Origin of the sequence: Stenotrophomonas chelatiphaga (assembly GCF_032054965.1) — a bacterium.
GTDB lineage: Bacteria > Pseudomonadota > Gammaproteobacteria > Xanthomonadales > Xanthomonadaceae > Stenotrophomonas > Stenotrophomonas chelatiphaga.
This window is the reverse complement of the sequence record NZ_DAMBRS010000004.1, coordinates 38,420-57,457: the sequence shown is the minus strand read 5'-3', so window position 1 is coordinate 57,457 and position 19,038 is coordinate 38,420. Positions and strand designations below refer to the sequence as shown.

Here is a 19,038-nt window from a genome sequence, read left to right as displayed (position 1 = left end):
CCCTTGTGCTTGACGTGCGCCAGCGCCGCCGGATGGCCGCGTTTGGTGATGCGGGCGGCACGCTGATCAGTCCACGTCCTCCACATCCGCCGCGCTCTCACATTTCTTCTTCGGCGCACACAGCCGATCCAGCAGCGCCAGGGTCACCCCGTTGCTCCAACCGAAGCCATCCTGCAGCGGGTACTCGCCACCGCCGCCACCGCCGGCGGATCCATCCACCACGTACTTCTCCACCAGCTTCTGCTCGCGGTCATACACCGATTGCACGGTACGCAGGAAGCGCGTGCCGAGCTGGCGTGCCAGCCGGTCCTGGCCATAACGCTGCAGGCCGTCCACGGCGACCCATTGCAGGGGCGCCCAGCCGTTGGGCGCATCCCACTGCTGGCCAGTGGTGAGCGTGGTGGTCAGCAGGCCGCCCTGCTTCACCAGCTGCGCTTCAACCGCATCGGCCGTGCGTCGCGCCTGTGGCTTGCCGGCGATGTCCAGCCACAGCGGGAACAGCGCAGCCGCGGTGAGCGCGGGACGGGTATGCCCGGTCTGCAGGTCACGATCCACGTACCAGCCCTGCGACGGGTCCCACAGCAGGGTGTTGATCGCGCGCTGTCGCGCCTGCGCCTGTCGGTTGAACTCCCGGCGTGCCCGCGTGTTCTTGGTCACTCCGCTGGCATGGGCCAGCGTGCGCTCCAGGTGGAACAGCAGGCTGTTCAGATCCACCGGCAGGATGTCGGTCGTACGGATGCTGGACAGCGCGGCCGGATCATCCAGCCAACGCGAACTGAAATCCCAGCCGGATTCGGCGCCCGCACGCAGGTCGCGGTACACCTGCGATGGTGCGCGTTGCGGGGCCTGCGCGGACGTGGCCAGGTCATCGGTCCAGGATTCGGTGCGGGGCACCGCGCGAGCATCGTAATAGCGGTTCAGCACGCTGCCGTCGGCCAGCCGCACTACGCGCGCATGCGCCTGTCCCGGTGGCAGCCCGTCGACGCCGTCCATCCAGAACGCATGTTCGGCACGCAGCTGGGGCAGGTAGCGTCGATACGCCTCATCGCCTTCATGCGTTGCCAGCAGGTCCACCATCAGGCTGAAGAACGGCGGTTGCGAGCGGCTGAGGTAATAGCTGCGGTTGCCGTTGGGAATGTGGCCGTGGGTGTCGATCTGGTAGGCGAAGTTGTCCACCATGTCGCGCACCCGTTGCCATTGTCCGCTGGACGCCAGGCCCAGCAGGGTGAAGTAGCTGTCCCAGTAATACACTTCGCGGAAGCGTCCGCCGGGCACCACGTAGGGCTTTGGCAGCGGCAGCAGAGAACCGTTCGGATCGACCGTGCCGGTCTGGCGGGTCAGCACCGGCCACAGGCCTTCGATATGCGCGCGCAGGGTCTCGCCCGCGGGCGGTACATACGCGGCTGCGTCGCCGGGAACATCGAAGTTGTCGTTGACGAAGGACTGCAGCGAGAACCCTGCCTGCGTGTGCTCGCGCTGCCAGGCCTGCACGATCGCCTCGGGTGCGCGGCGCGGCACCGCGTCGGCAAAGGTCTTCTGGTCCGGGAACAGGTGCGCGCCCTGTACCTGCTGGAACAGCGGCTGCAGGCGCTGGTCAGGTGGCGCGGGGTCCGCGGCGACGGCCGCCGAACTCCACAACATCGGTGCCAGCAGCAGGCTGGCAAGGCAGGGCCGTGCGCGCATGAGAGAGCCTCAGGGTGAGCGTGGGCTCAACTCTAGTCATCGGTCTGCCTCGGGGAGGTGATGGTGGTTGTTCGCTGCGGTTTCCGCACTAGAATCCAGCTACGGGGAACTTACAAGGAAGCAGGTTGGCCAAGGATCGCGCAAGGCTCCGGAACCCACGTCGCGTAATGATCGTCTTGATGGTTGCCGTCGTACTGGCGGCCATCGTGTTCCTGCTGTGGCCCAGGCTTGCAGGCACGCATGGGGGGGCTGCTGCGCCTGCTGCCGGAGCCCCCGCTCAGCCGGATGCGCTGGTGCCCGGCACCCTCGTAGCCGCCATTGGAGCCGCGCCCACGGAGACCGCAGCGGCACATGTGCTGGCACTGCGCCGCGATGCGGCGGCGGGCGATCCAGTGGCGATGCGCGATCTTGCCGAGTTGATCCTGCGCTGTGGTTTCGGCACCTCGTACGGTGCGGGGCTGTGGAGACAGGTCGAGTCCATGAGCGGGTACCTGAAGTCCGAACAGGTGCCGTTTCTGCGTGCCGCCGCTTCCCGGCGTGGCGCCCTGTGCGAGAACATCCCCGGAGAGCGCAACGCGCTGGCATTGCAGTACCGCCAACTGCTGCAGGACGCAGCGGAGCAGGGTGATCTGTTGGCCCGCCTGCGCCAGCGCAGCAGGGCCTGGGGTGCAGAGCGCGAAGCCGCGCTGCCCGACGATGCTGAGGAGCTGGTGGAGGATGCGCTTGTTTCGGATGATCCGCGTGCGCTGCATGAAATAGCGTTTCTGTACACCGCGTGGCCGCGTGCACCGGTGCACGCGGGTATCGGATCCAGTCGACACGATCACACTGCTTTGCTCCTGCTCGCGTGCGAGCGCGGGCTGGACTGCGGTGTAGGGTCGGAGCATGCAGACGATATGTGCATCCTTGGCGGCACCTGTGCAGAAGGTTTCGACGCGATGATCTGGCACTCGATCCAGGCCGAGGGCGTGACCAGGGACGTGCAGGCGCGCATGCAGTGGCTGCGCACGGTGCTTGATGAAGTGGATCGCGCGCGCTGAGCAGCGTGGGTGAGTCCGCCGGGCGTGGCTTGGCGCTACTGCGAATCGACGCCCACGTCGCGGTCCAGGCTCATTGCGCCAACACGATGTGCCTGTGGCTGGGTTCGTAGTGTCCTGTCGGGGTGAAGTCCGTCTCACCGTCAGGTCACTGCGGGGCTGTCAGGGTGGGAAGCCTCTTTCAACGCAGGAGGACTACCCATGAACTTCAACGCCAAGACCGTGATCGTCACCGGCGCAGGCTCGGGTATCGGCGCCGCCACCGCGCGGGCATTTTCCAAGGCGGGCGCGAACGTGGTGCTCGCAGATCGCGATCATCCTGACGTCGCGGCGCTGGCCGGTGAACTCGCCGCAGAACGCACGTTGGTGCATGACGTGGATGTCAGTGATGAAGCGCAGGTGCAGGCATTGGTCGATGCCACCGTGAAGCGCTTCGGTGGACTGGATGTCATCTTCAACAATGCCGGCATCCTGGTGGAGGGCCCGGCAGAGGACACCTCGCTGGAGGACTGGAACCGCATCGTCGCGGTCAACCTGACCGGTGTGTTCCTGGGCTGCCGCGCGGCGCTGCCGGAACTGCGCAAGCGCAAAGGCTGCATCGTCAACACGGCCTCGGTCTCCGGGCTGGCTGCTGATCGCAACATGCCTGCCTACAACGCGGTGAAGGGCGCGGTGGCGAACCTGACTCGTGCGCTGGCGATCGATAACGGCCGCCATGGCGTGCGCGTCAACGCGGTCTGCCCGACTTTCACCCGCACGTCGATGACGGCGGAAAAGGAAAAGGACAAGGCGCTGGTCACCAACTTCCTCAACCGCATCCCGATGGGCCGCCTGGGCGAGCCGGAAGACATCGCCAATGCGGTGCTGCTGCTGGCCAGCGACCACGCCGGTTTCATCACCGGGGTCAACCTGCCGGTGGATGGCGGGGTGAGCGCCTCCAACGGCCAGCCGCTGTTCGAGTAAGTCAGCGCACCCGCATCCCTTCAATGCCCGGAATGCTTTCGCGGATCGCATCCAGGAACAGCTGCAGGCGTGCGGGCCGATGGCGCCCGGCGGGGAACACCAGGTGCACCGGCAGTGGCGCGGCTTCCCAGCCGGGCAGCAACTGCACCAGCCGGCCGCTGCGCAGGTCGTCGGTCATCATCCAGGCCGATCCGATGCCCACGCCCAGGCCTTCGCGCACGGCCTGGTGGAGCACGAACAGGTTGTCGGTGAGCAGGCGCGGCTGGATCGCGATGCGCTCCTGGGTCTTGCCGACGCCGGCGCCCTGACAGCGCTGCAGCTGGACGCTTTCACGATAGAAACTGGTCAGTGACACCCACGGCAGCAGCGCCAGCGCGGCCGGCGTGGTGGGCAGTGGATCCGGTGCCGCCGCCGCGGCGCAGACCACGATGCGCGGCACGTCGGCCACGTGCACGGCCACCACGTCCTGCTGTTCCAGCGGGCCCACGCGGATGGCGCAGTCGATGCCTTCTGCCACCAGGTCGGACAGGCCATCGTGCAGGCGCCATTCCAGGCTGATCTGCGGGTAACGGCGCAGGAAGGCCAGCATCGGGGCCATCAGCTGGCCCTGGCCGAAGGCGTGCGGCACCAGCACGCGTAGCCGCCCGCTGGGCTGCTGGGCCGCGCCGCGCAGGTCCTGCTCGATGCCTTCCCAGCTGTCCAGCAGGTCGCGCGCGTGCTGCAGGCAGCGTTCGCCATCGTGGGTCAGCTGCATGCCATGGGTGGAGCGCTGCAGCAGGCGCAGGCCGAAGTGTTTTTCCAGCGCCTGCAGGCGGCGGCTGATGGTCGGCTGGGTGGTGCCCAGCTGCGCGGCGGCGGCTGACAGGCTGCCGGCATCGACGATACGCACGAAGGTCCGCAGCAGGTCGATACGGTCGGCGTTGACGGGCGCGGAGGATGTGGTCATGCGTGTGGCGTATGGGGCTGATGCGACCGAGCCTACTACACCTGCCATCGAGGCAGGAGGACACTCCGCGGCATCCCCCCGATGAGTTTCCTCCCATGTCTGCCGCGCATGATGCAACCCTTCCGCTCTCCCCTCCGGCCTTGCCCGGCCTGCTGGTCCCGGTCATGGCGGCCGGCGCCGGCTTCAGCGTGGCCTCGCTGTACTACGCGCAGCCGATGCTGGGCGCGATGGGGGCGTCGCTGGGCGCCAGCGATTCCGCCATCGGCCTGGTCCCGACCCTGACCCAGCTGGGCTACGCGGCGGGGATCGCCTTGCTGGCCCCGCTCGGTGACCGCTTCGAACGCCGGCGCATCATCCTGGTCAAGTCGCTGCTGCTGGGCGTGGCGCTGCTGGCGGCCGGCCTGGCCGGACACCTGCCGGGGGTGCTGCTGGCCAGCCTGCTGGTGGGCCTGATGGCCACCGTGGCGCAGGACGTGGTGCCGGCCGCGGCCACGCTGGCACCGCCCGAACACCGCGGCGCGCTGGTCGGCAAGGTGATGACCGGCCTGCTGCTGGGCATCCTGCTGTCACGCGTGGTCAGTGGCGTGGTGGCCGAACAGTTCGGCTGGCGCGCGATGTTCATCGCCGCCGCGGTGTCGGTGCTGCTGATGGGCGTGCTGCTGCGTGCCACGCTGCCTCGCTTCGCGCCCACCACCACGCTGGGTTATGGCGCGCTGCTGCGTTCAATGGGCGCGTTGTGGATGCAGCTGCCGCCGCTGCGCCGCGCGGTGCTGGCGCAGGCGCTGCTGGCGATGGGCTTCAGTGCGTTCTGGTCGACACTGGCGTTGATGCTGCATGCCCGCTTCGGCATCGGCAGTGCCGGCGCCGGGGCGTTCGGCATCGCCGGCGCGGCCGGTGCACTGGCGGCCCCGCTGGCGGGGCGTTTTTCCGACCGCATCGGCACCCAGCGGGTGGCGCGGCTGGCCATCGGCATCGCCCTGCTGGGCTTTGCCAGCCTGCTGCTGGATGGCCTGCTGCCGGCGTCGCTGCAGCTGGTGTTGCTGGCGGTCAGTGCGGTGATCTTCGACTTCGGCTTCCAGGCAGCGCTGGTTTCGCACCAGACGCTGGTCTACGGCCTGCAGCCGGAAGCGCGCAGCCGCCTGAATGCCCTGCTGTTCACCGGCGTGTTCATGGGCATGGCCGCCGGCGGTGGCTTGGGCGCGATGGCGCTGGCCCAGGGCGGCTGGCATGCGGTGGTGCTGATGGCCTGTGCCACCAGCGCGGCAGCGCTGTGGGTGAGGCGCGGGAAACCCAAGGGGTAACCGAAGGGGGTCCCCACCACGTTCCAACTCCGTTCCAACCGGGCTCAGCGCGCGAACTGGCCGCGTTGCAGCTGTCCGGCGCTGTTGCCGGATGCATCCTGCAGTTCCAGATCGGCGCCCTTGGCGGCGAGCTGTTGCAGGATCTCGCGGCGCTGGAACAGGGCGGCATACATGGCCGCGGTCTGGCCGGCCTTGTTGCGTTGGTCGGGCGCGCAGCCGGCGGCCATCAATCGCCGGGCTATGCGCAGTTCCCCCTTGAAGATCGCGCCCATCAACGCGGTGTTGCCGCGCTTGTCCTGCGCGCAGGCATCGGCACCTGCCGCCAGCAGCTGGTCCACTGCGCCTGCGTGCCCGTGATAGGCCGCCAGGATAAGCGCGGTGTAGCCCTTTTCATCGCGGGTCTGCAGGTCGTAGCCGGCGTTGATGAACTCGGCGAGCATCGCCTGCTGGCCGCTGCGAGCGGCATCGAAGTAGTACATGCGCAACTGTGCCTGGGCATCGGCTGCCGATGGCGTGGCCGCCGGCGGGGCGGCCCATGCAGGGATGGCCAGCAGCACGGCCAGCAGCGCGGTGAAGGAGATATGCATTCCGGTTTCCCTGCGGTCGGAAGTCAGTCCTGCAACTGGCTGGCAAGCTGCTTCACCCGGGCCAGGTCACCGCCGGCCACGCGTGCGACCCGTGTGCCGTAGTCCGCATCGGCCTTGTACAGGAACGACAGCATGATGTGCTTGCTGTCACTGTCCGCACCGGCCAGCGACTGGCCGAAGCTGTGCACCAGGTCCAGCTGTTCGCGCCGGCTGTAGGAGCGGTACAGCTCACCGGCCTGCCTGAAGTTCTGCTCGCGTGCGATGCGCTCCTGCTGGGTGGTGCCCGACAGGGGCAGCCTGCTGTAGCGCGCATGCGTACGCTGCGGACGCGGCTGCAGGCGACTGGGCTCGTAGTTGACGCCGCTGCTGCTGTGGCCGGCATCCAGGGCGCCATCCTGGTTGCCGTTGCTGATGGCCACGCGTGGGCGGTTTACCGGCAACTGCAGGGCATTGGCCCCGATGCGATACATCTGCGTATCGGCATACGAGAACACACGCCCCTGCAGCAGGCGGTCTTCGGACGGTTCGATCCCCGGCACCAGGTTGGACGGGGCCATCGCCACCTGTTCGGTTTCCTGGAAGAAGTTGTCGACGTTCTGGTTCAGCACCATCTGGCCGATCTTCTGCTCAGGTACGTCCGGCCAGATCTTGGTGGCATCCAGGGGATCGAAATCAAACGAGGCCAGCTGCTCTGGTGCCAGCACCTGGATGTACAGGTCCCAGCGCGGATGGTCGCCGCGCTTGATCGCCTGCACCAGGTCTTCGGTCATGTGGCTGTAGTTCCTGCCCTGCATCGCTTCGACCTGGGTGGGGTCCAGGTTGCGTGTGCCCTGCAGGCTTTTCCAGTTGAACTTGACGTAGTGCACGTCACCGGCGGCATTGACCAGCTTGTAGGCATGCACGCCATTGCCGTCCATGAAGCGGTAGCCGGCCGGTGTTCCTTCGTTGGAATACAGCTGGGTCAGCGTGCGGGTGGCTTCGGGCACGTGCGAGAAAAAATCGAAGCGACGTGCATCGTCATCCAGGTTGGTGCGCGGATCGGGCTTGAACGCATGCACCATGTCCGGGAACTTGATCGCATCGCGGATGAAGAAGGTCGGGAAGTTGTTGCCTACCAGGTCCCAGTTGCCTTCGCGGGTATAGAACTTGGTGGCGAAGCCACGTGGATCACGCAGGGTTTCCGGCGAATGGTTGCCGTGCACCACGGAGGAGAAACGGACGAACACCGGGGTGGTTTCGCCCGGGGTGAACAGCAGTGCACGGGTCAGCGCGGAAAGGTCGGCACTGGCAGTGAACTGCCCGCGCACGCCGGTACCGCGGGCATGCACGACGCGTTCGGGGATGCGCTCGCGGTCGAAGCGCTGCAGTTTCTGGATCAGCTGCACGTCCTGCAGCAGCGCCGGGCCGTTGGCCCCTGCCGTCTGTGAGCTCTGGTTGTCGCCCACCGGCGCGCCGTTGTCACGCGTCAGCGTCGTCTGGGCCAGCACGGAGGTGGCGGGGATGAGCAGGGCGGCTACCAGCAGGCAGGCATGGCGCATGGGGAGGAACTCCTGGAAATGAAGCAGGATGATCCCGGTGAAAGCATTCGGTTGAACAATACTTTTTTATAATTTAATCAATAGGTTGTATGCATGGTGCGTCACGCGTCTGCAAAGCAGGTTGATAGCGACAGCGCCCGTCGGCCTGAATCGTAGAGATGTCGCTTTTCTGAAAGCGAGGGTGTACAAATGTACACCATGGATCCCATCGAACTCCCTCCCCAACGTGCGGCCGTGCTGGCCTGGCTGCGACAGGCGCTGGTTGCCGGCCAGTCGCCCAGCCTGGCCGATATCGCCGCCGCCTTCGGTTTTGCCTCGCGCAATGCCGCGCAGAAGCACGTGCAGGCGCTGGTCGAGGCCGGTCTGCTGGACCAGGCGCCGGGCCGCAAACGCGGGCTGGCCCTGCCCGGTGGGCCGGCTGAGCTGCTGCCGCTGGCGGTGCTGGGCCGGGTGGCGGCCGGCCAGCCGATCGGCGCGGATATCGGCCTGGACCAGCAGCTGTGGCTGGACCGCCGGATGTTCTCCCCGCGCCCGGATTACCTGCTGAAAGTGCAGGGCGATTCAATGATCGACGACGGCATCCTCGATGGTGACCTGGTCGGCGTGCACCGCACCCCCAGCGCCCGCGATGGGCAGACCGTGGTGGCGCGCATCGATGGCGAACTCACCATCAAACGCCTGCAGCAGAGCGCCGATGGCGTGCGCCTGCTGCCGCGCAATCCGGCGCATGCCCCGATCGTGGTCGAAGCCGGGCAGGACTTCGCCGTGGAAGGCGTTTACTGCGGCCTGGTACGGCAGGGCTGAGATGAACACCGCGCCCGAACTGCAGCAGCTGCTGTCCGCTCAGACCCTCTGGCATGCGGGGCGGGGCAGTGCGAAGGAGGGCGTGGAAGGCCAGTCCACCGGGCATCCGGCACTGGATGGATTGCTGCCGCAGCGTGGCTGGCCGCGTCGCGCGCTGACCGAACTGCTGCTGCCCGCCGATGGCGTGGGCGAACTGCAGTTGCTGCTGCCCACGCTGGCGCGGCTCAGCCAGGCCGGCGCGGCGGTGGCGGTGATCGCCCCGCCCTACCTGCCGTATGCGCCCGCGTGGCAGGCCGCCGGCGTTTCGCTGCAGCACCTGCAGCTGATCGACGCGGCCCCGCGTGATGCGCTGTGGGCGTTCGAACAGTGCCTGCGCAGTGGTGCGTGCGCGGCGGTGCTGGGCTGGCCGAAGCAGGCCGATGCCCAGGCCCTGCGCCGGCTGCAGGTGGCCGCCGATACCGGCCAGTGCCTGGGCTTTGCGCTGCGTGACCGCAAGCATGCGGCCAATCCCTCGCCGGCCGCGCTGCGGCTGGAAGCGGTCGGCCACGGCCGGTCCACCCAGTGGCAGGTACGCAAGTGCCGCGGCGGCCCTGCGCCATCGCAGCTGTTTGCCTTGAGGGCCGGGTGAGGCACGCCGATGCTCTGGGCCTGTGTACTGCTGCCGCAGCTGGCGCTGGACGCCGTCCTTCGCCGCCACCCTGATCCGGATACGCCGCTGGCGCTGGTCGGTGGGGCGGCGCAGCTGCGCACCCTGCATGCGGTGAATGCCGCTGCCGCGCAGGCGGGCCTGCAGGCCGGCATGCGGCTGACGGCTGCGCTGGCGCTGCTGCCGGACTTCCAGATGGTGGAACACGATGCGCAGTCCGATGCGCGCTGGCAGCGCTTCCTGGCGGCCTGGGCCTATCGGCACAGTTCGCTGGTGAGCGCGCAGTGGCCGGGCTGCATCGTGCTGGAAGTGCGCGCCAGCTTCCAGCTGCTGGGGCCGTGGCCGGTGCTGCAGGCGCGCCTGCGCGAGGAACTGCAGGCACTGGGATTCCAGCACCGCATCGCGCTGGCGCCGACGCCGCGTGCGGCGATGGTGCTGGCCGGCATCCGCGATGGCCTGGACGTGCAGGACATCGCGGCGATGCAGGCCCTGCTGGACCGCGTTCCGGTGCGCCGTGCGCGGCTGCCCGATGAGGGCGGTACGCGCCTGAAGCAGATGGGCATCGGCAGCCTGCAGGCGCTGCGTGCGCTGCCGCGCGATGGGCTGCGCCGGCGCTTCGGATTGCCGCTGCTGGAACACCTGGACCGGCTGTACGGGCAGGCCGATGAGCCGCTGGCCTGGTATGCGCCGCCGGACCATTTCGATTCGCGGGTGGAACTGGGCTATGAGGTGGAAAACCACATGGCCCTGCTGTTCCCGTTGCGCCGCCTGATCGGCGATCTGTGTACCTGCCTGTCGATCCGCGATGGCGGCGTGCAGCGCTTCGTGCTGCGGCTGGAACATGAAGAAGGCCATACCGACGTGGAGGTCGGCCTGCTGGCCGCCGAACGCGATGCCACGCTGCTGTTCGAACTCACCCGCAACCGGTTGGAGCGCGCCAGCATCGACCGGCCGGTGGTTGCCGTGCGCCTGCTGGCGCGCGAACTGCCGACCTTCGTGCCGGCCAGCCGCGATCTGTTCGATACCCGCAACCAGCAGCAGCTGCCGTGGCCGCAGCTGCGCGAACGCCTGCGTGCGCGGCTCGGTGATGGTTCGGTCTATCGCGTGGGGCCGGCCGGTGACCCGCGCCCGGAACGTGCCTGGCAGCGCGTGGAAGGCGATGGCACGGCCATTGCGCAAGCCCCGCTGCGGCCACCGCGTCCGTGTTGGCTGCTGCCCACGCCGGTGCCGTTGCGCGATCCGCGCGCGCGCATCGTCTCCGGTCCGGAGCGGCTGGAAAGCGGCTGGTGGGATGGCCAGGAAGCGCGTCGCGACTATTACGTGCTGGAAACGTCGCAGGGCCAGCAGGCCTGGGCCTTCGCCATGCCGGGCCAGCAGGGCGACTGGATGCTGCACGGCTGGTTCGCATGAGCCGCATCGAAGAACGTGACGATGCCCCGTGCAAGCGCATGCCGCGTGCGTGGGAAACCCGCGAACGGCTGGCGGCGGCCAACGACGATATCCAGCACGAAGACGCGCTGCCGGCGTATGCCGAGCTGCACTGCCTGTCCGATTTTTCGTTCCTGCGCGGTGCGGCCAGTGCCGAGGAACTGTTCACCCGTGCGCATCAGTGCGGCTACGAGGCCCTGGCGATCACCGATGAGTGCTCGCTGGCCGGCATCGTGCGCGGGCTGGAAGCATCGCGCGCCACCGGCGTGCCGCTGATCGTCGGCAGCGAGTTCGTGCTGGAGTGCGGGTTGAAACTGGTGCTGCTGGTGGAAAACCAGCGCGGCTACGTGCGCCTGTGCGAACTGATCACCGCCGGGCGGCGTGCGGCAGGCAAGGGCAGTTACCGGCTTGCCCGGCAGGATGTGGAGCGGGTGCTGGGCGGGGTGGCGGGCGAGGCGCTGGGCCTGTTCGCGCTGTGGGTGCCAGGTGCGCAGCCCGATACCGCTCAGGCGCGCTGGCTGCAGCAGGTGTTCGTGCAGCGCACCTGGCTGGCCGTGCACCTGCACCGCGAACGCGATGACGCCGCGCGTCTGTCGCAGCTGCTGGAGTTGGCCGTGCAGTTGGGCATCGATGCGCTGGCCTGCGGCGACGTCCACATGGATGTACGCCGCCGACGCGTCCTGCAGGACACCATGACCGCCATCCGCCACGTGCTGCCATTGTCCGAATGTGGCGCGTTCCTGTTCCGCAATGGCGAGCACCATCTGCGCACCCGTCGTGCGCTGGGCAACATCCATCCGCATGCGCTGCTGCACAACGCGGTCGCGCTGGCGCGGCGCTGCCATTTCCGGCTGGACGATGTGCGCTACCAGTACCCCGCCGAGCTGGTGCCCGACGGCCATACCCCCAGCAGCTGGCTGCGCGAGCTGACCCTGCGCGGCATGCGCGAGCGCTGGCCGGAAGGCGTGCCGGAAGCGGTGGCCGCCCAGATCGACAGCGAGCTGCTGTTGATCACCGACATGAAGTACGAAGCCTTCTTCCTTACCGTGGAGGACATCGTGCGCTTCGCCCGCTCACGCGAAATCCTGTGCCAGGGACGCGGGTCCTCAGCGAACTCGGCGGTGTGCTTCGCATTGGGCATCACCGTGGTCAACCCGGCCGAAAGCCGGTTGTTGATGGCGCGCTTCCTGTCCAGGGAGCGCGACGAACCGCCGGATATCGACGTGGATTTCGAACACGAGCGGCGCGAGGAAGTGCTGCAGTACGTGTATGGAAAATACGGGCGCGAACGCGCGGCGCTGGCCGCCACGGTGATCCGTTACCGTGGGAAAAGTGCAGTGCGCGACGTGGCCAAGGCGTTCGGGCTTCCGCCGGACCAGGTGGCGCTGCTGGCCGAATGCTTCGGCTGGGGCAACGGCGAAACCCCGATGCAGCAGCGGCTGGCAGAGGCCGGTTTCGATGCGGACAATCCCCTGCTGCAGCAGGTGATGGCGGTGACCGAACAGCTGCGCGACCACCCGCGGCATCTGTCCCAGCACGTCGGTGGCTTCGTCATCAGCGATGCGCCGCTGAGCACGGTGGTGCCGGTGGAGAACGCGGCGATGGCCGACCGCACCATCATCCAGTGGGACAAGGATGACCTTGAAACCATGAAGATGCTCAAGGTGGACTGCCTGGCGCTGGGCATGCTGACCTGCATCCGCAAGGCGGTGGAACTGGTGGAAAGACACCGTGGCCACCGCATCGACCTGGCACGCCTGCCGGTGGATGATCCACCGACCTTCGCGATGATCCAGGCGGCCGACACCGTCGGGGTGTTCCAGATTGAATCGCGTGCGCAGATGAGCATGCTGCCGCGACTGAAACCCACGTGCTTCTATGACCTGGTGATCCAGGTGGCGATCGTGCGGCCCGGGCCGATCCAGGGCGGCATGGTGCATCCGTTCCTGCGCCGCCGGCAGGGCCACGAAGCGGTGACGTACCCCTCCGATGGGATCCAGGACATCCTGGGCATGACCCTGGGCATTCCGTTGTTCCAGGAGCAGGTGATGGAGCTGGTGATCCATGCCGGCTACGAGCCGCACGAGGCCGACCAGCTGCGTCGTTCGATGGCCGCCTGGCGCAGCGGTGGCGACATGAACCCGCATCGCGAGCGCATCCGCGGGCTGATGGAAGAAAAAAATTACAGCTCGGAATTCATCGACCAGATCTTCGAGCAGATCAAGGGCTTTGGGGCCTACGGTTTCCCGCAGAGCCATGCCGCCTCGTTCGCCAAGCTGGTGTACATCAGCTGTTTCCTGAAACGGCATGAGCCGGCCGCATTCGCCTGCGCGCTGCTCAATGCGCAGCCGATGGGCTTCTATTCGGCCAGCCAGATCGTGCAGGACGCGCGTCGTGGCAGTGCGCAGCGCGGTGGCGTGGCCGTGCTGCCGGTGGATGTGTGCATCAGTGATTGGGACAACACCCTGGAAGGCGGCGATGCACGCACCCAGCCGGCCATCCGGTTGGGGCTGCGGCAGTTGGCCGGCTGCAGCGAAGCGGCCGCACGGGCGGTGATGACGGCACGCGCGCAACGACCGTTCGCCGACGTGGCCGACCTGTGCCGCCGCGCGCGGCTGGATGGCAAGGCCCGCCAGGTGCTGGCCGATGGCGGGGCGCTGGCCGCCCTGGCCGGCAACCGCAATGCCGCACGCTGGGCGGTGGCCGGCATCGAACGCGCGATGCCGCTGCTGGACGGCAGTCCGGACGAGCCGGACATCGTGCTGCCGGCGCCCGGCGTAGCCGAGGAAATGCTGTCCGACTACCGTGCCAGCGGCTTGACCCTGGGCGCGCATCCGCTGGCCCTGCTGCGGCCGCGGCTGCGCCAGGAGCGCGCGCTGGATTCGCACCAGCTGCGGGCCAGCGCGCATGGGCGCGGGGTGCACACCATCGGCCTGGTGACCCAGCGGCAGAAGCCCGGCACGGCCAACGGCACCGTGTTCGTCACCCTGGAAGACGAGCACGGCATGGTCAATGTGGTGGTCTGGTCGCACCTGGCGCTGCGCCGCCGCAAGGCGTTGCTGGGGTCGCGATTGCTGGGGGTGCGCGGGCGCTGGGAATGCGTGGACGGGGTACGCCACCTGATCGCCGGCGACCTGCATGACTACAGCCACCTGCTGGCTGGCCTGAACGCGCCATCGCGCGATTTCCGGTAGCACGGCCGGTCGTGGCGTCCGGTAGTGACGGACTCTGCCCCGGTAGTGACGGCCGCTGGCCGTCAGCAAGGCGATTGACGGCCAGCGGCCGTCACTACCCCCCTTGTTACCGCCTACACGCAACGGTCACGGTTTTAAGGTAGGGTGCGCAATCCGCCGGTCCTGCGCCCCGCAGCCCAGGTCCGCCGGATTGTCCTTGGAGGATGCATGAGCAAGTCCGCTTCAGTGGAAACCACGCCCGGTCCGGTGCTTCTGCCGACCCCGGAAGTCCAGCAGGCCCAGCACCTGCTTGCCCGCCAGCAGATCGCGGTGGCGATGGAGCGCGCGCGGCGCGCGGCCGACGCCGACATCGCCGAACGCCAGGCGGTGGTGTCGCGTTGATCGGCAGGTGAGGGAGGCGGTGACGACCAACGGTCGTCAACCACCCGAGCGTCGTCACCCACCGCGAAGGTCGTCACCCACCGGGTAGATCCTCACCCGCCGCGGCCTGCGATCAGAACCGCGCGGTGACGCTGAAGAACACGCTGCGACCTGCGACGAAATAGTCCGTGGCGCCTTCGGCGTACAGCTTCTTGTCCAGCAGGTTGCTGATGCCGCCGCGCAGGGTCAGTACATCGTTGACGTTCCAGGCAGCGGTCAGGTCGTACAGCGTGTAGGCCTTGATGAAGCTGCTGGCGATGCCGCTCTGCTTGCCGGTGTACTGGGCCGACAACGTGCTGGAGAAGATCGCATCCGGCGTCCAGTCCAGCGCCGAATACGCCGAGTATTCCGGCGTGTCGATCAGGTTCTCCCCGGTGGTCAGGTTCCTGGCTTCCTTCATCCAGGTGGCCGACGTGCGCCAGCGCCAGTGATCACCGAAGCGCAGGTTGAGCGTGCCTTCCATGCCGCTGGTGCGTGCACGGTCGACGTTGCTCATCCGCGTCCACCAGTAGTTGTTGTAGTAGCCCAGCGCTTCGTACTCGATCTTGTTCTTGAAGTCGGTATGGAAGTAGGTCAGGCCGACATCCAGCAGGTCGTTTTCAAACGAAAAACCGATCTCGCGGTTGGTGCTGGTTTCCGGATCCAGCTCCGGATTGCCGGCCATGTAGCAGCCACCGCTGATATAGCCCAGCGGATACAGCGAGGTGCAGCCGCGGCCGCCGGACTGGGTCGCCGCCGTCGGCGAATTCTCGGTCAGGCTGGGCGCGCGGAAGCCCTTGGAGATACCGCCGCGCAACGTCCACTGTTCGGCCGGGTGCCATACCAGGTAGGCACGCGGACTGACGTGGCTGCCGAACTGTTCGTGGTGGTCCAGCCGCGCGCCGAGGGTCAGCGCCAGCGTCCGGTGCAGCTTCAGTTCGTCTTCCAGGAACAGCGCCCACGTATCCACCTGCAGGGTGGAACCGGCTACCGCGTTGCCGTCGTAGTCCACCGGCGCCTGGCCGATGGTGTCGGTGTTGGTCAGCTGCTGGCGCTTCCACTGCCCGCCGACGGTGAACTGGTGCTCCACGCCCAGGGTGAAGGGTGAGCTGATGCTGCCCTCCACGATGCGGTCGGTCGCTTCGGAGCGGCCGGTTGGGCCGATATCGTTGCGGTACTCGGTCCAGTACGCGCTCAGCCGGGAGCTGCCGAAATCCCACTGGCCGTCATGGTTCAGGGCCAGGCTGCTGCGCTTCAGTTCGCTGGCGCCCCACGCACCATCGCCTTCGGCTTCCAGTGCCTGGCTGGCGAAGGACTGCTGCACGCCATGGCCGGCTTCGACGGAAATTTTCTGCGCATCGCTCAGCGTCCAGCTCAGCAGGGCGTCGACAGTGCGATCCTTCTCGCCGGCGTACGCGTTGCCGTACACGCCGCCATTGGAGCGGTCCGAGTCGCGGCGCATGCTGTTGGCGCCGATGCGCAGGCCGACGCGCTCGCCCAGCGGCCCGGAGAAGGTGGCGCCGATCTGCTGCGTATCACCGCGCTTGTCGTCGCTCGGGCGCGTGTAACTGTGGGTGGCGCTGCCGCCCCAGGTATCGCCGATGCGCTTGGTGATGATGTTGATGACCCCGCCCATGGCATCGGAACCGTACAGCGATGACATCGGCCCGCGCACCACTTCGATGCGCTCGATCTGGTCCGGTGCGATCCAGTTGAGGTCCTGCCGGCCCAGGTCGGGGCGGTAATTGGTGGAGGCCGAACTGCCCATGCGCTTGCCGTCCACCAGCACCAGCGTGTAATTGGACGGCATGCCGCGCAGCTTGATCTTGGACTGTTCGCCACTGGCGCTGAGGCCACCGGTGACGCCGGGCACGCGGCTCAGCAGGCTGGCCAGGTCGTGCACAGGCTGGCGTTCGATGTCCTCGCGGCTGATCACGCTGATGCTGGCCGGCGCGTCCTTGATCCACTGCTGGTTGCCCGAGGCGGTGACCACCACGGTGTCCAGGTCACGGGTGGCAGGATCGCCGGTGGCATCGGCCAGCGCGGGCAACGGCAGCAGGCAGGCGAAGACCAGCGCGCTGGACAGCGCGGTGCGGCCGGGGTGGGGGGTGTGGGACATGCGGGCTTCCGTAGGGGAGTGATGCCCAGGACGGAAGTCGTGCAGTGCCGGAGCAGCCGGTTCACATCCCATCCTTGGGCGACGGGCGCACGGCGGGCGCCGGCGCGTCTGCGGGTGGGTGAACGGGACTGCCGAAACCTGCCTCTGTGTCAAATGATAACAGTTCGTATTATCATTTATCTACATGGCAGGTGCGCCACGGCGTGGCGCGGTTTATCCTGAATGGGGGAAAACGCCGGCTGCACCCTTCGCGCTCGGCTTACACGCAGCGCCCTAGACTGAGGCGCAATTTTTTGAATCTACCGGGTGAGCAATTCGTGGGCTCCTGTAATGAGAGAGATCGGTTGCGGGCCCTGAAGCGCGATGTGCGGAACGGGGAAGCGTGGGATGGATCGTGTTGCGCAGGCAGCACGGCAGGCCTGCGCGTTGACGCGAGGTAACCTGGATGACTGAGACCCCCTCCCGCGTCCGGCTTGATGCAGGCGTGGCGATGCTGCCCGATGGCGGCTCGCCGCTGCCCATGCCCGAACAGGAACTGCACCAGGGCGAGCTGAAGATCCGCCGCCACCGCACCTCGCCGCGCCTGATCGGGCTGCGCCGTGCCTACCTGTTCGGTGGCACCGCGCTGATGACCGCCGCGGCCACCGTCATGATGTGGCGGGTGCTGTCGCCGAACGGGGTCAGCGTGCTGGAGGCCTGCCTGCTGGTGCTGTTCGTCGGCCTGTTCGGCTGGATCGCGCTGGCCTTCGCCAGTGCCGTGGCCGGCTTCCTGACCGCCGTGTTCGACCGCGGCTACCGGCTCGGCATCGACCCGGACGAGCCGCTGCCCCAGCTGCACACGCGTACTGCGTTGCTGATGCCTACCTACAACGAAGACCCGCGGCGGCTGCTGGCCGGCCTGCAGGCGATCTACGAATCGGTGGCGGCCACCGGCCAGCTGGCCAACTTTGATTTCTACGTGCTCAGCGATACGCGCCGCGAAGACATCTCGCAGGCCGAAGAGCAGGTATTTGCCGAACTGCGCGAAACGCTGGATGCGCACGACCACCTGTTCTATCGCCGCCGCGCCGACAACGGCGGGCGCAAGGCCGGCAACATCGCCGACTGGGTGCGCCGTTTCGGGGGCGACTATCCGCAGATGCTGATCCTGGATGCCGACAGCCTGATGACCGGCGACACCATCGTCCGGCTCGCCGCCGGCATGGAACACAACCCGGACGTGGGCATCATCCAGACCCTGCCGGTGGTGGTCGGTGGCCGTACGCTGTTCTCGCGCATGCAGCAGTTCGGCGGCCGCGTGTACGGCCCGGTGATCGCCCGCGGCGTGGCCTGGTGGCACGGCGCGGAGAGCAATTACTGGGGCCACAACGCGATCATCCGCACCGTGGCCTTCGCCGAGAATGCCGGCCTGCCCGCGCTGCCCGGGCATGAGCCGTTCGGTGGCCACGTGCTCAGCCACGACTTCGTCGAAGCGGCGCTGATGCGTCGCGGTGGCTGGGCCGCGCACATGGTGCCCTACCTGAAAGGCAGCTACGAAGAGGGCCCGCCGACGCTGACGGACATGATGGTGCGCGACCGCCGCTGGTGCCAGGGCAACCTGCAGCACGGCAAGATCGTCGGCAGCCGCGGCCTGCACTGGATCAGCCGGGTGCACATGCTGATCGGCATCGGCCACTACTTCACCGCCCCGATGTGGGCGATGCTGATGCTGATCGGCATCGCCATTCCGCTGTTCCAGGAAGGCATCGACCTCAACGGCATCCTGCACCTTTCGCCCAGCGTGTACTGGCGGACCCAGGATGAAATCCACGTGGTGCGGCTGTTCGCGATCACCATGGGCGTGCTGTTGATGCCGAAGGTGCTCGGCTACCTGGCCACCCTGCTGGAGCCGGCCTGCCGGCGTGGCTGCGGCGGGGCGGTGCGCATGTTCATCGCCATGCTGCTGGAAACCGTGCTGGCCGCGCTGATGGCGCCGGTGGTGATGTATGTCCAGTCGCGTGGCGTGGCCGAAGTGCTGGCCGGCCGGGATTCGGGCTGGGACGCGCAGCAGCGCGACGATGGCGGCGTGGACTGGTTCGCGCTGGTCAAGGCCTACGGTGGCCTGAGCCTGTTCGGCGCCTTCATGGGCGTGCTGGCGTGGGCGGTATCGCCGGCGCTGGCGGCCTGGATGGCCCCGGTGGTGATCGGCATGATGCTGTCCATCCCGGTGGTGGCGCTGACCTCCTCGCGCGGCCCGGGCAGCTGGCTGCGCCGGTTGAAGCTGATGGACATTCCCGAAGAACGCGACCCGCCGCAGGTGCTGGTGCGTGCCGCGCAGCTGCGCCGCGAAGCGCTGGCAAAGCCGCCGCTGTACTGAGTCGCGCATAATGCGGCTTCGATATAGAGGAGCCGCA

14 protein-coding genes are annotated in these 19,038 nt (G+C 67.7%); 9 read left to right on the top strand and 5 right to left on the bottom strand.

All coding sequences use genetic code 11. The features are described 5' to 3' along the window. Positions 1-66: 66 nt before the first annotated feature. The gene (gene treA, locus RTX79_RS07805) at positions 67-1,683 is read right to left on the bottom strand and encodes an alpha,alpha-trehalase TreA (RefSeq protein ID WP_312683059.1); all 1,617 of its coding nucleotides are present in this window, start codon (positions 1,681-1,683) and stop codon (positions 67-69) included. A gap of 179 nt (positions 1,684-1,862) precedes the next feature. Between treA and RTX79_RS07800 the strand changes: the two genes are divergently transcribed. Together RTX79_RS07800 and RTX79_RS07795 are read left to right on the top strand one after the other, a co-directional pair. After that, positions 1,863-2,723 (top strand): hypothetical protein, encoded by an 861-nt coding sequence (locus RTX79_RS07800; protein WP_312683058.1) that lies wholly within the window; start codon positions 1,863-1,865, stop codon positions 2,721-2,723. Positions 2,724-2,921: 198 nt separating this feature from the next. Next, the gene (locus RTX79_RS07795; protein WP_312683057.1) at positions 2,922-3,683 is read left to right on the top strand and encodes an SDR family NAD(P)-dependent oxidoreductase; all 762 of its coding nucleotides are present in this window, start codon (positions 2,922-2,924) and stop codon (positions 3,681-3,683) included. A 1-nt stretch (position 3,684) separates the two neighbouring features. On the opposite strand, the gene RTX79_RS07790 is transcribed toward RTX79_RS07795, so the two are convergent. Then, a complete protein-coding gene (locus RTX79_RS07790) occupies positions 3,685-4,629 on the bottom strand; it encodes a LysR family transcriptional regulator (RefSeq protein ID WP_312683056.1) in 945 nt (314 codons plus the stop codon). 164 nt (positions 4,630-4,793) lie between these two features. On the opposite strand from RTX79_RS07790, the gene RTX79_RS07785 reads away from it, so the two are divergent. Next, complete coding sequence (locus RTX79_RS07785; protein ID WP_428695978.1) at positions 4,794-5,930, top strand: MFS transporter; 1,137 nt, start codon at positions 4,794-4,796, stop codon at positions 5,928-5,930. Positions 5,931-5,974: 44 nt separating this feature from the next. Here the strand turns inward: RTX79_RS07785 and RTX79_RS07780 are convergent, their stop codons facing one another. Continuing rightward, positions 5,975-6,517 carry an ankyrin repeat domain-containing protein gene (locus tag RTX79_RS07780; protein ID WP_312683054.1) on the bottom strand — a complete coding sequence of 181 codons (543 nt, stop codon included), beginning with the start codon at positions 6,515-6,517 and terminating at the stop codon, positions 5,975-5,977. 23 nt (positions 6,518-6,540) lie between these two features. Then, positions 6,541-8,055: a catalase gene (locus RTX79_RS07775; RefSeq protein WP_428695974.1), complete on the bottom strand. Its 1,515-nt coding sequence runs from the start codon at positions 8,053-8,055 to the stop codon at positions 6,541-6,543. A 198-nt stretch (positions 8,056-8,253) separates the two neighbouring features. On the opposite strand from RTX79_RS07775, the gene lexA reads away from it, so the two are divergent. From lexA to RTX79_RS07750, 5 genes are all read left to right on the top strand, one after another. After that, a complete protein-coding gene (gene lexA / locus RTX79_RS07770) occupies positions 8,254-8,859 on the top strand; it encodes a transcriptional repressor LexA (RefSeq protein WP_057507515.1) in 606 nt (201 codons plus the stop codon). Between the two features lies 1 nt (position 8,860). Further along, complete coding sequence (gene imuA / locus RTX79_RS07765) at positions 8,861-9,487, top strand: translesion DNA synthesis-associated protein ImuA (protein ID WP_057507500.1); 627 nt, start codon at positions 8,861-8,863, stop codon at positions 9,485-9,487. Between the two features lie 9 nt (positions 9,488-9,496). Further along, a complete protein-coding gene (locus RTX79_RS07760) occupies positions 9,497-10,915 on the top strand; it encodes a Y-family DNA polymerase (protein ID WP_312683053.1) in 1,419 nt (472 codons plus the stop codon). After that, a complete protein-coding gene (locus tag RTX79_RS07755) occupies positions 10,912-14,127 on the top strand; it encodes an error-prone DNA polymerase (protein ID WP_312683052.1) in 3,216 nt (1,071 codons plus the stop codon). The genes RTX79_RS07760 and RTX79_RS07755 overlap by 4 nt, the downstream gene beginning before the upstream one ends. Before the next feature lie 207 nt (positions 14,128-14,334). Next, positions 14,335-14,508 carry a hypothetical protein gene (locus RTX79_RS07750; RefSeq protein ID WP_170184000.1) on the top strand — a complete coding sequence of 58 codons (174 nt, stop codon included), beginning with the start codon at positions 14,335-14,337 and terminating at the stop codon, positions 14,506-14,508. Between the two features lie 112 nt (positions 14,509-14,620). Here RTX79_RS07750 and RTX79_RS07745 read toward each other — a convergent pair whose 3' ends face one another. Beyond that, entirely contained in the window at positions 14,621-16,645 is a 2,025-nt protein-coding gene (locus RTX79_RS07745) for a TonB-dependent receptor domain-containing protein (RefSeq protein ID WP_312683051.1), read from the bottom strand. 445 nt (positions 16,646-17,090) lie between these two features. On the opposite strand from RTX79_RS07745, the gene mdoH reads away from it, so the two are divergent. Further along, positions 17,091-19,001 carry a glucans biosynthesis glucosyltransferase MdoH gene (gene mdoH / locus RTX79_RS07740; protein ID WP_057507504.1) on the top strand — a complete coding sequence of 637 codons (1,911 nt, stop codon included), beginning with the start codon at positions 17,091-17,093 and terminating at the stop codon, positions 18,999-19,001. Positions 19,002-19,038 lie beyond the last annotated feature (37 nt).

Excerpts from the sequence above, each read along its gene's own strand:
- lexA (WP_057507515.1), top strand. The coding sequence starts at position 8,254 with ATGGATCCCATCGAACTCCCTCCCCAACGTGCGGCCGTGCTGGCCTGG.
- RTX79_RS07795 (WP_312683057.1), top strand. The coding sequence starts at position 2,922 with ATGAACTTCAACGCCAAGACCGTGATCGTCACCGGCGCAGGCTCGGGT.
- imuA (WP_057507500.1), top strand. The coding sequence starts at position 8,861 with ATGAACACCGCGCCCGAACTGCAGCAGCTGCTGTCCGCTCAGACCCTC.
- RTX79_RS07775 (WP_428695974.1), bottom strand. The coding sequence starts at position 8,055 with ATGCGCCATGCCTGCCTGCTGGTAGCCGCCCTGCTCATCCCCGCCACC.
- RTX79_RS07785 (WP_428695978.1), top strand. The coding sequence starts at position 4,794 with ATGGCGGCCGGCGCCGGCTTCAGCGTGGCCTCGCTGTACTACGCGCAG.
- RTX79_RS07745 (WP_312683051.1), bottom strand. The coding sequence starts at position 16,645 with ATGTCCCACACCCCCCACCCCGGCCGCACCGCGCTGTCCAGCGCGCTG.
- RTX79_RS07760 (WP_312683053.1), top strand. The coding sequence starts at position 9,497 with ATGCTCTGGGCCTGTGTACTGCTGCCGCAGCTGGCGCTGGACGCCGTC.
- RTX79_RS07790 (WP_312683056.1), bottom strand. The coding sequence starts at position 4,629 with ATGACCACATCCTCCGCGCCCGTCAACGCCGACCGTATCGACCTGCTG.
- RTX79_RS07755 (WP_312683052.1), top strand. The coding sequence starts at position 10,912 with ATGAGCCGCATCGAAGAACGTGACGATGCCCCGTGCAAGCGCATGCCG.
- treA (WP_312683059.1), bottom strand. The coding sequence starts at position 1,683 with ATGCGCGCACGGCCCTGCCTTGCCAGCCTGCTGCTGGCACCGATGTTG.
- RTX79_RS07750 (WP_170184000.1), top strand. The coding sequence starts at position 14,335 with ATGAGCAAGTCCGCTTCAGTGGAAACCACGCCCGGTCCGGTGCTTCTG.
- RTX79_RS07780 (WP_312683054.1), bottom strand. The coding sequence starts at position 6,517 with ATGCATATCTCCTTCACCGCGCTGCTGGCCGTGCTGCTGGCCATCCCT.
- mdoH (WP_057507504.1), top strand. The coding sequence starts at position 17,091 with ATGACTGAGACCCCCTCCCGCGTCCGGCTTGATGCAGGCGTGGCGATG.
- RTX79_RS07800 (WP_312683058.1), top strand. The coding sequence starts at position 1,863 with ATGGTTGCCGTCGTACTGGCGGCCATCGTGTTCCTGCTGTGGCCCAGG.